The sequence below is a fragment of the Roseomonas sp. TAS13 genome, assembly GCF_001950415.1.
Taxonomy (GTDB): domain Bacteria; phylum Pseudomonadota; class Alphaproteobacteria; order Acetobacterales; family Acetobacteraceae; genus Roseomonas; species Roseomonas mucosa.
In genome coordinates this window covers 1-13,379 of sequence record NZ_BDLP01000088.1, presented here as the reverse complement: position 1 = coordinate 13,379, position 13,379 = coordinate 1, and the positions used below count along the sequence as shown (strand labels likewise).

The following is a 13,379-nucleotide window of genomic DNA, read 5'->3' as shown; positions in this document are numbered from 1 at the left end:
GCTGGATGCCGTGTCGCTGGGGCGCGATGCCGTGGCGCGGCAGGCCCTGTCGCGCCTGTTGCGGTCGGTGTCCGGCCAGCCTCATCCGCCGCCGCGCGAGGGGGTGGAGCGGCTGCTGGCGCAGGGGGGCGGAACGCTGGGCGGGGCGCTCTGGCGGGGTCGTGTCCTGTGCCGGGAGCCCGCCGCCTGCGCGCCGCCCGTCGAGGCCCGGCGCGGCGCATCCTGGGACGGGCGCTGGCATCTGGACCGGGACGTGCCGGGTGCCACCCTCGGAGCGCCGGGGGCCGATCTGGCCTGGCTGGAGCCGGCCGCGCGGCGGGACCTGCCGGCCGTGGTGCTGCGGGGCTGTCCGGCGCTGCGCCATGGGGATGGGCGGGTGGAACTCCTGCCCGGCGGGGTCTCCTTCCAGCCCGCCGGTGGCCCGCCGGCCTGATGCCGCCTGCCCCCCCCGGCCCCGGGTGTCGCGTGCGGGCTGGTGGGCCGATATGAGAAGCCCGCGAGAATCTTGCGATTTTGTGAGGTTGAGGTTCCAGAAAGCGCCGGCCCTCCCTATGTTGTGCAGGACGGGAGAAAACCGGTGCGTGACCCCGCATTTCCCCTGGCCTGCCCCCTCGGGCTTCCAGGGAAATTCGGCGCGGCGTGCCGGGGACAACCTGTCGGTCAGGACGGAAACAGCTTCAGTGAATAATTTCGGCCGGAACCTCGCGCTCTGGGTCATCGTGGCGCTGCTGCTCGTGGCGCTCTTCAACCTGTTCCAACCCTCCAGCACCAACCAGGCGCGGGGGCAACAGGTTGCCTATTCGGACTTCCTGAACGAGGTTCAGGCCGGCCGGGTCCGTGACGCGCGCATCCAGGGGCGGGTCGTTTCCGGCCAGCTGACGGACGGGCGCACCTACAGCACCTATGTGCCGGACGATCCCGCCCTGGTCGGCAAGCTGACCGAGAAGGGCGTGCGGGTCGAGGCGCGGCCGGAGGAGAGCGACGTCAACCCGCTCTTCCACTACCTGCTGAGCTGGTTCCCGATGCTGCTGCTGATCGGCGTCTGGGTCTTCTTCATGCGCCAGATGCAAGGCGGCGGCGGCCGCGCCATGGGCTTCGGCAAGAGCCGGGCGAAGCTGCTGACGGAAAAGCAGGGGCGCGTGACCTTCGACGACGTGGCCGGCATCGACGAGGCCAAGGCGGAGCTGGAGGAGATCGTCGAGTTCCTGCGCGATCCGCAGAAGTTCCAGCGCCTGGGCGGCAAGATCCCCAAGGGCGTGCTGCTGGTGGGCCCGCCGGGCACTGGCAAGACGCTGCTGGCGCGCTCGATCGCCGGCGAGGCGAACGTACCCTTCTTCACCATCTCCGGCTCCGACTTCGTGGAGATGTTCGTGGGCGTCGGCGCCAGCCGCGTGCGCGACATGTTCGAGCAGGGCAAGAAGAACGCTCCCTGCATCATCTTCATCGACGAGATCGACGCGGTGGGCCGCCATCGCGGCGCCGGGCTGGGCGGTGGCAATGACGAGCGCGAGCAAACGCTGAACCAGATGCTCGTGGAGATGGACGGCTTCGAGAGCAACGAGGGCGTCATCCTGATCGCGGCCACCAACCGGCCGGACGTGCTGGACCCGGCGCTGCTGCGCCCCGGCCGCTTCGACCGTCAGGTGGTGGTGCCGAACCCGGACGTGAACGGGCGCGAGAAGATCCTGCGCGTCCACATGCGCAAGGTGCCGCTGGCCTCCGACGTCGATCCCAAGGTGATCGCGCGCGGCACGCCGGGCTTCTCGGGCGCCGACCTCGCCAACCTCGTGAACGAGGCGGCGCTGCTGGCCGCCCGCATCGGGCGCCGCACCGTGGGCATGCTGGAGTTTGAGCAGGCCAAGGACAAGGTGCTGATGGGCGCCGAGCGCCGCTCGCTCGTGATGAGCGAGGCGGAGAAGCGCATGACCGCCTATCATGAGGCGGGCCATGCCCTGGTGGCGCTGAGCGAGGAGGAGTGCGACCCCGTCCACAAGGCGACCATCATCCCGCGCGGCCGCGCGCTGGGGCTGGTGATGTCGCTGCCGGAAGGCGACCGCTATTCCAAGCACAAGAGCAAGCTGAAGGCCGAACTGGCCATGGCCATGGGTGGCCGCGTGGCGGAGGAGATCATCTTCGGCCCGGACAAGGTCTCCAACGGCGCCTCGGGCGACATCAAGATGGCGACCGACCAGGCGCGGCGGATGGTTATGGAATGGGGCATGTCCGACAGGCTCGGCATGATCGCCTATGGCTCGAACGACCAGGAGGTCTTCCTCGGCCACAGCGTGACCCAGACCAAGAACATCTCCGAGGCCACGGCGCGGGAGATCGATGCGGAGATCCGCGGGATCATCGACGCGGCCTATGCGCGGGCGACCAAGATCCTGACGGAGAACATCGAGAGCCTGCACGCGCTGGCGAAGGGGCTGCTGGAATACGAGACGCTTTCGGGCGACGAGATCCGCACCCTGCTGCGTGGCGAGCCGGTGATCCGCAACCGTCCGGACGAGCCGGTGAACCAGGGCCGCGGCAGCGTGCCGAGCTCGGGGCGTTCCACGCCGCCGCGTCCGGCGGGCCCGTGGCAGAACCCGGCGCCTTCCGGGGCCTGATCCGCGGCGTCCCTCTTGGAGGGCGTGGATGGCATGGAATGCGACGGGGGCCTTCGGGCCCCCGTTTCCGTTTCGGCGCTGGGGAGGACTGGGATGGTGGAACGCTGGCTGGAGCCCCTGGGTCTGCTGCATGGGGACACCGCGCGGGTGGCCCTGGTGGCGGGCCATGCCGCCACGCTGCGAGGGGAGGGGCGGGCCTTCACCCTGGCCCGCCTGATCGAGGCGGGCCGGGAGGTCGGCCTTGTCCCGGTCGCGGCTTTGCCGAAGGCGTGGCGGCCGCTGCTGGCGGATCTGGCGCAGCCCCTGCCCGGTTTCGCGGGGCTGGAGCGGCGGGAGGGACGCCCGCTGGTGATGGGCATCCTCAACGTGACGCCGGACAGTTTCTCCGATGGCGGACGCTATCTCGACCATCGTGCCGCCGTTGTGGCGGGCCATGCCATGCTGGAGGCAGGGGCGGACCTCCTGGACCTGGGCGGCGAGAGCACGCGGCCCGGCGCCACTCCGGTCGATCCGGCGGCGGAGATCGCCCGCGTGGTGCCGGTGATCCGGGAACTGGCGCCGCATGCCACGATCTCCATCGACACCCGCCACGCGGCCACGATGCGGGCCGCCATCGCCGCCGGGGCGCGCGTGGTGAACGACGTTGCCGCACTGCGCGGAGCGGGGGCGCTGGAGGCGCTGGCGGATTCCGACTGTTCCGTGGTGCTGATGCACATGCCGGGGCTCGACCCCGCCACCATGCAGTCGCGCGCCGATTATCCGGACGTGGCGCTGGCGGTACAGCACTTCCTGGCGGAACGGATCGCGGCCTGCGAGGCGGCGGGGATCGCGCTCGCGCGCATCTGCGTCGATCCGGGGATCGGCTTCGGCAAGACCCTGGCGCACAACCTGGCGCTGATCGACCGCCTGCCGCTGCTGCACGGGCTGGGCTGCCGGGTGCTGATGGCGGCCTCGCGAAAGGGCTTCATCGGCCGCCTGGGGCGGGAGCCGGTGGCGGAGCGGCGGGCGCCGGGCAGCCTCGCGGTGGCCCTCGCCGCGGCGGAACGTGGCGCCGACATGCTGCGGGTCCATGACGTGGGGGAGACGGTGCAGGCCCTGCGCGTCGGCGCGGCCATCCTGGCGCCGCCCGGGGAAGGTGCCTGAAGTGGGAGGCGGGGTTTCGCGTCGCGATCATGGCGGAACCCTGTTTCCAGAGGGCCGCGGCACACGGGACATGGGGGCGGGGTGTCTTGCCCAACCGGGGCGGATATGGGAGTCCGGAGGGCAGACAGGACGGCCGGTCGCCGTTCTGCGTAGGCGTTAACGTCAATCAACGCATCCCCGTACGACGCAAGGCCGCGTACCGATGCCCGAACCATATCCCGCCCGATCCCTCCCGCCCCTGTCCGGCAAGGCCGGGGAGCGGGTCCAGGCCACCATCTTCCAGCTTCGCCGTGGCGGCGGCGTCATCGTCGTCGATGACGAGGACCGTGAGAACGAGGGCGACATGATCTTCGCCGCCCAGAGCCTGACCGTGGCGCAGATGGCGCTGATGATCCGCGAGGGCTCGGGCATCGTCTGCCTCGTGCTCACCGAGGAACATGCCGATGCGCTTGACCTGCCGCCCATGGTGGGGCGCAACAGCAGCCGCTTCGGCACCGGCTTCACCATCAGCATCGAGGCGCGGGACGGGGTCTCCTCCGGCGTCTCGGCGGCGGACCGGGTGACGACGATCCAGGCCGCCATGAAGCCGGGCGCGCGGCCGGAGGACCTGGCCCGTCCCGGCCATGTCTTTCCGCTGCGCGCGCATTCCCGGGGCCTTGCCGGGCGGCGGGGTCATACCGAGGCGACCATCGCGCTGATGGAACTGGCCGGGCTCCACCGGGCCGGGGTGCTGTGCGAGGTCACCAACCCCGACGGCAGCATGGCGCGCCTGCCGGAACTGGTCCGCTTCGCGGAGCGGGAGGGCATGCCGCTCGTGACCATCGAGGACCTTCTGGCGGCGGTCGCCGGCCGCGACACCGTATCACCCGCCGCCCTGCCGTCGCAGGGCCGCAGCAAGGAGACTGAACATGCCTGAGATCATGGTCTTCGCCGCCGAGGGGCGGACGGTCGAGCAGAAGCGTGGGCTGGTGAAGGATCTCACCGAGGCCATGGTGAAGAATTTCGGCGTTCCGGCCGAGGTCGTGACGGTGCAGATCGTGGAGGCACCGAAGACCGACAAGGCCAAGGGCGGCGTACTGTTCTGCGACCGCTGAGCTGGCGCCGAGGAGGCGCCGGGAACCTGCCCGGTCCTCCACCCCGGCCTGCCTGGAGGGGCGCTATTCCCCGGCCGCCATCGCCATTGGCTGACGCGGCGCCCGCATCGCCACCAGGGCCAGAAGCAGGGCCAGGACGGCCAGCCCGGCGCCCAGCCAGGGAAGCTGGCTATAGCCCATGCCGTGCAGCAGGGCCTGCCCGCCGATCCAGGCACCGGCGGCATTGCCCAGGTTGAAGGTGCCCTGGTTGACCGTGGAGGCGAGGTTCGGCGCTTCCCGCGCCTGGTCCACCACCCGCATCTGCAGGGGCGAGACCAGGGCGAAGACCAGCACACCCCAGACCATCATGGTGGCGATGGCCGGCACGGGCGAGGCCAGCGTGGCGGTGAAGACCGCCAGCACCAGGGCCAGCACCACGAGGATGCCGGCCACGGAGGGCATCAGCCGCCAGTCGGCGAGGCGGCCGCCGAGGAAGTTCCCGAAGGTAAGGCCGAGGCCGAAGAGCAGCAGGGCCAGGGTGACCATGTGCTCGCCCAGGCCGGTCCGGGTCTGCAGCATCGGCGCGATATAGGTGAAGACGCTGAACAGGCTGGCCGAGGCGAGGCAGCTCATCCCCATCGCCAGAAGCACCTGCCGGCTGGCCAGGGCGCGCAGTTCCTGCCGTAGCCGGGCCGGCTGGCCGCGCAGGCCGGTGGGCATCCACAGCGCCAGGGCGGCGGCGGCGGCGAGGCCGATCAGCACCACGGCCCAGAAGGTGGAGCGCCAGCCCAGCGCATGGCCCAGCGCGGTACCCAGCGGCACGCCCAGCACGTTGGCGAGCGTCAGGCCGGAGAAGACCATGGCGACGGCGGAGGCGCGGCGGTGCTTCGGCACCAAGTCCGCCGCCACCACCGAGGCGGTGCCGAAGAACGCGCCGTGGCAGAGGGCGGTGACGACGCGGGCGGCCATCAGCGTCCCGTAGCCGGGGGCGATGGCGCAGAGCGCGTTGCCCAGGATGAAGATCAGCATCAGCCCGATCAGCGCCGCCTTGCGCGGCAGCCGCCCGGTGGCCAGCGCCAGGAGCGGGGAGCCGAAGGTCACGCTCAGCGCATAGCCGCTGACCAGCAGCCCGGCGGAGGGGATGTCCACACCGAGATCCCGGGCGAGGTCGGGCAGCAGGCCCATGATGACGAATTCGGTCGTGCCGATCCCGAAGGACGCGACGGCCAGGGCCAGGAGCGGAAGGGGCATGCGGATGTCCGGCAGGAAGTGTCCCGGTGGCATGGCGGAACGCCGCGAGTTTGGCTGCAGGCTTGTGCGCCGCACAACTGCGAAAAACGCGGGGGACGGTGTTGTTCACGCGCCGCAATGCATCGGCCGGGGCGTTCTCCGGTCCCCGCGGAAGGGTTGCGGCGAGACCTTGTCACGCTCCGCGCCCGAAGCCGTGTCCGACAGACGCTTCCGGGGTTGTTCCCCGGCAGGCCAATCCGCTCTAGAGCTTTCGGCCTTTCCGCCCGGTTGGCCGGGCCGTCTTCGCGAGCATGGTGCATGAGCAAACCCGCCCCGTCTTCCCAGCGCCGCCTCTTCGGGACGGATGGCATCCGCGGCGTGGCGAACCAGGCGCCGATGGATGCGGCGACGGCGCTGCGGCTGGGGCAGGCGGCAGGCCGCTACTTCAACCGTGGCGGTCACCGGCACCGGGTGGTGATCGGCAAGGACACGCGGCTCTCGGGCTATCTGCTGGAACCGGCGCTGACCGCGGGCTTTGTCAGCGCCGGGATGGACGTGGTGCTGCTCGGCCCGCTGCCGACGCCGGCCATCGCCATGCTGACGCGCAGCCTGCGGGCCGATCTCGGCGTGATGATCTCAGCCAGCCACAATCCCTTCGAGGACAATGGCATCAAGCTCTTCGGGCCGGACGGGCTGAAGCTGTCGGACGCGCAGGAGAACGAGATCGGGGCGCTGATGGCGGGCGACCTCTCCGCCGCGCTGGCGGCGCCGGGGCGGCTGGGGCGGACCTCGCGGCTGGAGGATGCGGCGGGGCGCTACATCGAGGCGGCGAAGTCGGCCTTTCCCAAGGGGCTGACCCTGGCGGGGATGCGGATCGTGGTGGATTGCGCCAACGGCGCGGCCTATCGCGTCGCGCCGACCGTGCTGTGGGAACTGGGGGCCGAGGTCGTGTCACTCGGGGTCCATCCGGACGGGTTCAATATCAATGCCGGCTGCGGCTCCACCGCGCCGGGGCGGATGGCGGAGCTGGTGCGCGAGCGGCGGGCCGACCTGGGCATCGCGCTGGACGGCGATGCCGACCGGCTGGTGATGTGCGACGAGACGGGGGCCATCGTCGATGGCGACCAGATCCTGGCGCTGGTGGCAGAAACCTGGGCCTCGCAGGGGCGGCTGCGCGGCGGCGCGGTGGTGGCCACGGTGATGTCCAACCTGGGGCTGGAGCGCCGGCTGAAGGCGCAGGGCATCGGGCTGGAGCGGACGCGGGTGGGCGACCGCTATGTCGGGGAGCGGATGCGGGAGCTGGGCTGCAACCTGGGCGGCGAGCAGTCGGGGCACCTGATCCTGGCGGATCACGGCACCACGGGGGACGGGCTGGTGGCGGCCTTGCAGGTGCTGGCGGCGATCGTCGAGGAGAAGCGGCCGGCGAGCGCGGTCTGCCGCCGCTTCGAGCCGCTGCCGCAGAAGCTGGTGAACCTGCGGCATTCCGGCGGCGACCCGCTGACGAACCCGCTGGTGATCGAGGCGATCCGGGCCGCCGAGGCGGATCTGGGCGCGCGCGGGCGGCTGCTGATCCGCCCGAGCGGCACGGAGCCGCTGATCCGGGTGATGGTGGAGGCGGAGGAGGCCTCGATGGTCGAGAGGCTGACGTCGGAGCTGGCCGAGACCATCCGGGCCGTGGCGGCCACGCCGGAGCGCAAGCCCGGTACGAAATCCAGCCGGCAGGAGGCCGCGGAATGAAGGGTCGGGTCCTGATCGTCGCCGGATCGGATTCCGGCGGCGGCGCCGGAATCCAGGCGGACATCAAGGCGGTCACCGCGCTCGGCGGCTATGCCGCCACGGCGATCACCGCGCTGACGGCGCAGGACACGCTGGGCGTCCATGCGGTGCATCCGGTGCCGCAGGATTTCATCGCACGGCAGATCGCGCTCAGCCTCGCCGACATCGGCGCCGATGCGGTGAAGACCGGCATGCTGGGCGACAGCGCCACCATCGGAACGGTCGCGGCGGAACTGGAGCGTGACGGGCGCGGCATCCCGCTGGTGCTGGACCCGGTGATGGTGGCCAAGGGCGGCTCGCGCCTGCTGGCGGAGGAAGCGGTGGCGGCACTGAAGCGGCGGCTGCTGCCGCTCGCCACGGTGGTCACGCCGAACGTCCCGGAGGCCGAGGTGCTGGCCGGTGCCAAGGTTCGCGACCTGGAGGGGATGCGGGCGGCGGCGGCGGCGATCCTGGCGCTGGGCGTGCCGGCGGTGCTGCTCAAGGGCGGGCACCTGCCGGGCGAGCGGCTCTACGACCTGCTGGCCACGCCGGCGGGGATGGAGGTCTTCGAGAGCGCACATATCGACACGGTGCATACCCATGGCACCGGCTGCACCCTGGCCAGCGCCATCGCGACCGGGCTGGCGCAGGGACTGGCGTTGCGGGAGGCGGTGGCGCGGGGCCGCGCCTATGTGCAGGCGGCGATCCGCAACGCGCCCGGCTTCGGCAAGGGGCACGGGCCGCTGGACCACGGGGTGACGGTGGACCCGGCGCGGGTCGAGGCCCTGGGCCGATGAGGCGCCGGCTGGGGGGAGCGGGCTGATGGCGCTGCATGTCTTCTTCGTGGACGCCTTCGCCGAGCGGGTCTTCGAGGGCAATCCGGCGGCGGTGGTGCCGCTGGAGACCTGGCTGCCGGACACGGCGATGCAGGCCATGGCGGCCGAGCACAACCTGAGCGAGACGGCCTTCCTGGTGCCGGACGGGGCGGGGCAGTGGCACCTGCGCTGGTTCACCCCGGCGACGGAGGTGGAGCTCTGCGGCCATGCCACGCTGGCCACGGCGCATGTGCTGGCCACGGAGTTCGGCATCGCCGGGCCGCTGCGCTTCCGCACCCTGTCGGGGATGCTGAGGGTGGAGCAGGAAGGGGATCTCTACATGCTGGACTTCCCGGCCCGCGGTGCGGTCCGGGCGGAGCCGCCTGCCGGGCTGTCCGAGGCCCTGGGCGCCACGCCGCGCGAGGTCTGGCGTTCGCGCGACTGGCTCTGCGTCCTCGACACGGCGGAGGAAGTGCGGCGCCTGCGGCCGGATCACGGGCGCATCGCCGCGCTGGCCGGCGGGGATGCCGATGCCGCACCGGCGCGGGTGATCGTCACCGCCCCCGGGGATGACGGGGTGCATGACGTGGTCTCCCGTTTCTTCGCGGCCAGCGTGGGCGTGCCGGAGGACCCGGTGACGGGCGTGGCGCATACCCAGCTCCTGCCTTTCTGGGCGGCGCGGCTGGGGCGGCGGAAGCTGGTCTGCCGGCAGGCCAGCCGGCGCGGCGGCACCCTGTGGTGCGAGCTGCGCGGCGGGCCCGATGCGGATGGCATCCCGCCGGAGGACACAGGCGGGGCCCGTGCCCTCATGGGCGGGAAGGCGGTGCTCTACGGCCGGATGGAGCTGGCGCTGCCGGGCTGAGCCCGGCCCTCGGCCTGCACCGTTTCCGCATCCTCCCCATCCTCCAGGCGAAGCCTGATGTAGGAGGCCTGCACCACCGTCATCGCCACGGCCAGGATCGGGGCGGCCAGCACCACGCCGAGCAGCCCCGCCACGGTGCCCATGACCGTCTGCGACAGCAGCAGCAGGGCGGGCGGCAGGTCGGCCGTCTGCTTCTGCACGATGGGGGTCAGGACATTGCCCTCCAGCATCTGCACCACGAAATAGACGCCGAGCGCCCAGGGCACGAGGGAGGGGTCCTTGCCCAGCGCCATCAGGGCCGCCGGCAGGGCCGCCGCGATGGCGCCGATATAGGGCACGAAGCTGGTCAGCCCGGCGATGGCGCCGAGCAGCGGGGAAAGCGGCACGCCCAGCGCCCAGAGGCCCAGCCAGATCAGCACGCCGTTGAAGACCATGGCGCAGAGGGCGCCCAGCAGCCAGCCGCGCAGCGCACCCCCGGTGGCGTCGAGTACGTGCATCCCGTCCGGCCGCAGGTCGGGCGAGAGCAGGGCGGCGAAGCCGCGGCGGTAGAGCGAGGGCTCCGAGGCGAGGTAGAGCGCCAGCAGCACGATCAGCACGATGTTGGCGAGGCCGCCCAGCGTGCCGCTGATGCCCATGGCCGCCATGCCCGCCGCCTGGTCGCCGACCGCGGAGATCACCCGTTCCGGCTGGAAGTGGTTGATCTGCTGCTGGACCCAGGGGAAGTCGGAAAGGTAGTCCTGCAGCGAGCGCAGCGCCTGGGGGGCGGATTGGGCGAAGAGCTGGATCTGGGCGGAAAGCGGCTTGACCGAGGCCCAGACGCCCAGGCCGAGCACCAGGGCGACGAGCACCGCCACCAGCAGCACGGCCCAGCCGCCGCCGAGGCCGGTCTTCACCACGATCGGGGCGGCCAGGGCGCGCAGCCCGACCGCGAGAATGGCCCCGGCGAAGCCGATCAGCAGGGCATTGGGCACCAGCCAGCACATCAGCGCGAAGGCGATGAGCAGGACGGTGAGCGAGAGGGTCGAGCGGGTCATGCGGCTGGGTGGATTCCATGCAACTGCCTGTCTATGCGGTGCCGGCCGGGGGCCGGGCAAGGCGCGCGCCGATCACCGAAGGCGGCGCAACCAGTCCCGCACATAGCTGCGCTTGACCACCGTGATGGTGACCGCCGCCAGCGGCGCGGCGACGGCCAGGGCGAGCAGGCCGAGCAGGCCGAACAGCGCCCGGGAAGAGCTGGGACATGAGCAGCATGCCGGGCGGCAGGTCCACCGCCCTGGACTGGATGAGGGGGGTGTTCCGGTTGCGGCGGACCGAAGCGCGTGGGGGCCGTTGTGCCCCTGACGCCCTGCAGGACCCCTTATGGCCGATCGGCGGGAGCTGACCAGCGGGCAGCATGCCTTGCCCGCCAAGCGAGGCAGGGCGTAACCCTCGCTTCTCCAACCCTCGCTTCTCTCCGGGCCGCCGCGCCCGGGCTCCGAGCGAGCCGAGGGCTCGTCACCTGGGAAGACCGCACGCCGATGCCCGTCGCGACCGAAAAGCCGAATCTCCGCCCGAGCAATCCCTGCTTCTCCTCCGGCCCCTGTGCCAAGCGGCCGGGCTGGTCGCCGGAAGTGTTGGCCGCGGCCCTGGTCGGGCGCAGCCACCGGGCCAAGGATGCCAAGGCGCGGCTGGGCGAGGTGATCGAGCGGTCGCGCGCCATGCTGGGCATGCCGGAGGGCTGGCGCCTGGGCATCGTGCCGGCCTCCGACACCGGGGCGGTGGAGATGGCGCTCTGGTCACTTCTGGGGGTGCGGGGCGTCGATGTGCTGAGCTGGGAGTCCTTCTCCGGCGAATGGGCCAACGACATCGTCACGCAGCTCCGCCTGCCGGATGCGCGGGTGCTGAAGGCGCCCTATGGGCAACTGCCCGACCTCGCCGCCGTGGACTGGGCGCGGGACGTGGTCTTCGTGTGGAACGGCACGACCTCGGGCGTGCGGGTGCCGGACGGGGGCTGGATCGCGCCGGACCGGGAAGGACTGGCGATCTGCGATGCCACCTCGGCGGCCTTCGCCATGGACCTGCCCTGGGACCGGCTCGATGTGGTGACCTGGTCCTGGCAGAAGGTACTGGGGGGCGAGGCCGGGCATGGGATGCTGGCGCTCTCGCCGCGCGCCGTGGAGCGGCTGGCCTCCTTCACCCCCGACCGGCCGCTGCCGAAGGTCTTCCGCCTCGCCAAGGGCGGCAGGCCGATCGAGGGCATCTTCGCCGGGGACACGATCAACACGCCCTCTATGCTCTGCGTCGAGGATGCGCTGGATGGGCTGCGCTGGGCGGAATCCATGGGCGGGCTCGCGGGGCTGAAGGGGCGGTCGCAGGCGAACCTCGCCGCCGTCGCGCGCTGGGTGGAACGCCGCGACTGGGTGGAGTTCCTGGCGGAGGACCCGGCCACGCGCTCCTCGACCTCGATCTGCCTGCGCATCGTGGCGCCCTGGTTCATCGCGCTGGATGCCGAGGCGCAGGGCAAGGCGGCGAAGATGCTGACCGGGCTGGTCGAGGCGGAAGGGGCAGGGTTCGACCTTGCCCCCTATCGCGACGCGCCGCCGGGGGTGCGGATCTGGGGCGGCGCGACGGTAGAGACCGCGGATATCGAGGCGCTGCTGCCCTGGCTCGACTGGGCCTGTGCGGAAACCAGGGCGCGTTTCGCGGGCTGAGGCCCGGCTGGCCTGCCATCAGAAGGGCAGGCCGGAATTGCTGCTGGGCCCCGGGCTGCCGGCGATGAGGGCGGTGCGGGCGGCGGCCTGATCCACCAGCGGCAGGCGGGGCAGGTGCTGCAGCCTTTGCAGCGTGGCGGCACCGCCGAGCGGGAAGGCCGGGCCGCTCAGCGCCGCCTGGGCCTGCGCCATGTCCCCGGCCTGGGCAGCGCGCAGGGCGCGGTAGAGGCCGGCCTGGACCGGGCGCGGGGGCGCCGCCTCGGCGATGCCCGCCGCCTGCCGCATCTGGCGGCGGGCCATCAGGAGCTGCGGCTGCAAGGTCGAGATGCGGCCGGTCTGCCAGAGCGGGTCGGTCTGCGCCGCCTCGGCCAGCTGCTCCACCCGCAGCGCGGCGAAGAGCGACTTGTCCAGACGTCCCTCCATCCCGGCGGTATGGCCGAAGTCCTCCAGCGCATCCTGGGCGCCGAGGGTGAAGGGATCGCCCCAGCCGGACACGTCCGGGCCGGGCTGCCGCGTGGTGCAGGCAGCGAGCAGGAGGGGAGCGAGAAGGAGAAGAGCGGCAGGCCTTTTCATGGCAGACCCTCGTGGATACGGGATGTGAACGGTTCTCCGGCCTTGCCGTTCCCCGTGCAGGCTGCCACACAGCCGCGCGCGCTTTTCATGCCGTTCGAGACCACGAGACGAGATGCCCTCCGACAGTCCCAACCCCGCCCTGTTGCCGGCGGGCCTGTCCGACCTGCTCCCCCCCGACGCCGCGCGCGAGGCCGCGCTGGTGGAGGCGATGCTCGCCGTCTTCGCGGCCCATGGCTATGAGCGGGTGAAGCCGCCGTTGCTGGAGTTCGAGGAAGGGCTGCTGGCCGGGTCCGGCGCCGCCGTGGCGGAGCAGACCTTCCGCCTGATGGACCCGGTGAGCCAGCGCATGATGGGGCTGCGCGCCGACATGACGCCGCAGGTGGCGCGGCTGGCCGCAACCCGGCTGCGCGGGGTGGAACGGCCGCTGCGGCTTTCCTACTCCGGTCAGGTGCTGCGGGTCCGCGGCTCGCAGATCGCGCCGGAGCGGCAGTTGCCGCAAGCGGGGATCGAGCTGATCGGCATCGACTGCGCCGCCGCCGATGCCGAGGTGGCGTTGGTGGGTGTCGAGGCGCTGGCGCGGGTGGGGGTGGAGAATGTCGCCCTCGACATCACCCTGCCCGCCATGTCCC

The 13,379-nt window shown here is 71.9% G+C and carries 12 protein-coding genes and 1 pseudogene; 10 read left to right on the top strand and 3 right to left on the bottom strand.

What is annotated here, in order from left to right:
• The 5 genes and pseudogenes from ROTAS13_RS27080 to ROTAS13_RS09485 all read left to right on the top strand — a co-directional run.
• Positions 1–433, top strand: a pseudogene (locus ROTAS13_RS27080) (hypothetical protein); the annotation flags it as partial.
• A 247-nt stretch (positions 434–680) separates the two neighbouring features.
• On the top strand, positions 681–2,609 hold the full coding sequence (gene ftsH / locus ROTAS13_RS09500) for an ATP-dependent zinc metalloprotease FtsH (protein WP_019459977.1): 1,929 nt from the start codon (positions 681–683) through the stop codon (positions 2,607–2,609).
• Between the two features lie 93 nt (positions 2,610–2,702).
• A complete protein-coding gene (gene folP / locus ROTAS13_RS09495) occupies positions 2,703–3,752 on the top strand; it encodes a dihydropteroate synthase (protein ID WP_075822190.1) in 1,050 nt (349 codons plus the stop codon).
• A 202-nt stretch (positions 3,753–3,954) separates the two neighbouring features.
• Entirely contained in the window at positions 3,955–4,668 is a 714-nt protein-coding gene (gene ribB / locus ROTAS13_RS09490; protein WP_075822189.1) for a 3,4-dihydroxy-2-butanone-4-phosphate synthase, read from the top strand.
• Positions 4,661–4,846: a tautomerase family protein gene (locus ROTAS13_RS09485; protein ID WP_019459980.1), complete on the top strand. Its 186-nt coding sequence runs from the start codon at positions 4,661–4,663 to the stop codon at positions 4,844–4,846. The genes ribB and ROTAS13_RS09485 overlap by 8 nt, the downstream gene beginning before the upstream one ends.
• 63 nt (positions 4,847–4,909) lie before the next feature.
• On the opposite strand, the gene ROTAS13_RS09480 is transcribed toward ROTAS13_RS09485, so the two are convergent.
• Positions 4,910–6,076 (bottom strand): MFS transporter, encoded by a 1,167-nt coding sequence (locus tag ROTAS13_RS09480; protein ID WP_171979063.1) that lies wholly within the window; start codon positions 6,074–6,076, stop codon positions 4,910–4,912.
• Positions 6,077–6,373: 297 nt separating this feature from the next.
• Between ROTAS13_RS09480 and glmM the strand changes: the two genes are divergently transcribed.
• From glmM to ROTAS13_RS09465, 3 genes are read left to right on the top strand one after another with little or no spacing between them, the layout of a single operon-like run.
• A complete protein-coding gene (gene glmM, locus ROTAS13_RS09475; protein ID WP_051004740.1) occupies positions 6,374–7,792 on the top strand; it encodes a phosphoglucosamine mutase in 1,419 nt (472 codons plus the stop codon).
• Positions 7,789–8,607, top strand: a complete 819-nt coding sequence (thiD, locus tag ROTAS13_RS09470) for a bifunctional hydroxymethylpyrimidine kinase/phosphomethylpyrimidine kinase (protein ID WP_019459983.1) — start codon at positions 7,789–7,791, stop codon at positions 8,605–8,607. Before glmM ends, thiD begins: the two co-directional genes overlap by 4 nt.
• A 25-nt stretch (positions 8,608–8,632) precedes the next feature.
• Positions 8,633–9,487 carry a PhzF family phenazine biosynthesis protein gene (locus ROTAS13_RS09465; protein WP_058390527.1) on the top strand — a complete coding sequence of 285 codons (855 nt, stop codon included), beginning with the start codon at positions 8,633–8,635 and terminating at the stop codon, positions 9,485–9,487.
• On the opposite strand, the gene ROTAS13_RS09460 is transcribed toward ROTAS13_RS09465, so the two are convergent.
• Positions 9,454–10,521 carry an AI-2E family transporter gene (locus ROTAS13_RS09460; protein WP_019459985.1) on the bottom strand — a complete coding sequence of 356 codons (1,068 nt, stop codon included), beginning with the start codon at positions 10,519–10,521 and terminating at the stop codon, positions 9,454–9,456. The genes ROTAS13_RS09465 and ROTAS13_RS09460 overlap by 34 nt on opposite strands.
• Before the next feature lie 483 nt (positions 10,522–11,004).
• Between ROTAS13_RS09460 and ROTAS13_RS09455 the strand changes: the two genes are divergently transcribed.
• Positions 11,005–12,177, top strand: a complete 1,173-nt coding sequence (locus ROTAS13_RS09455; RefSeq protein WP_075822187.1) for a phosphoserine transaminase — start codon at positions 11,005–11,007, stop codon at positions 12,175–12,177.
• An 18-nt stretch (positions 12,178–12,195) separates the two neighbouring features.
• Here the strand turns inward: ROTAS13_RS09455 and ROTAS13_RS09450 are convergent, their stop codons facing one another.
• Positions 12,196–12,750, bottom strand: a complete 555-nt coding sequence (locus tag ROTAS13_RS09450) for a hypothetical protein (protein ID WP_058390528.1) — start codon at positions 12,748–12,750, stop codon at positions 12,196–12,198.
• Between the two features lie 112 nt (positions 12,751–12,862).
• Here ROTAS13_RS09450 and ROTAS13_RS09445 point away from each other — a divergent pair.
• Positions 12,863–13,379: ATP phosphoribosyltransferase regulatory subunit (locus tag ROTAS13_RS09445; protein ID WP_171979062.1), on the top strand; the 517-nt coding region annotated here is incomplete at its 3' end.

Bases quoted from the DNA above. Each gene is read 5' to 3' on its own strand.
- thiD (WP_019459983.1), top strand. From the start codon at position 7,789: ATGAAGGGTCGGGTCCTGATCGTCGCCGGATCGGATTCCGGCGGCGGC.
- folP (WP_075822190.1), top strand. From the start codon at position 2,703: ATGGTGGAACGCTGGCTGGAGCCCCTGGGTCTGCTGCATGGGGACACC.
- ROTAS13_RS09480 (WP_171979063.1), bottom strand. From the start codon at position 6,076: ATGCCCCTTCCGCTCCTGGCCCTGGCCGTCGCGTCCTTCGGGATCGGC.
- glmM (WP_051004740.1), top strand. From the start codon at position 6,374: ATGAGCAAACCCGCCCCGTCTTCCCAGCGCCGCCTCTTCGGGACGGAT.
- ROTAS13_RS09465 (WP_058390527.1), top strand. From the start codon at position 8,633: ATGGCGCTGCATGTCTTCTTCGTGGACGCCTTCGCCGAGCGGGTCTTC.
- ROTAS13_RS09450 (WP_058390528.1), bottom strand. From the start codon at position 12,750: ATGAAAAGGCCTGCCGCTCTTCTCCTTCTCGCTCCCCTCCTGCTCGCT.
- ROTAS13_RS09460 (WP_019459985.1), bottom strand. From the start codon at position 10,521: ATGACCCGCTCGACCCTCTCGCTCACCGTCCTGCTCATCGCCTTCGCG.
- ROTAS13_RS09455 (WP_075822187.1), top strand. From the start codon at position 11,005: ATGCCCGTCGCGACCGAAAAGCCGAATCTCCGCCCGAGCAATCCCTGC.
- ROTAS13_RS09485 (WP_019459980.1), top strand. From the start codon at position 4,661: ATGCCTGAGATCATGGTCTTCGCCGCCGAGGGGCGGACGGTCGAGCAG.
- ribB (WP_075822189.1), top strand. From the start codon at position 3,955: ATGCCCGAACCATATCCCGCCCGATCCCTCCCGCCCCTGTCCGGCAAG.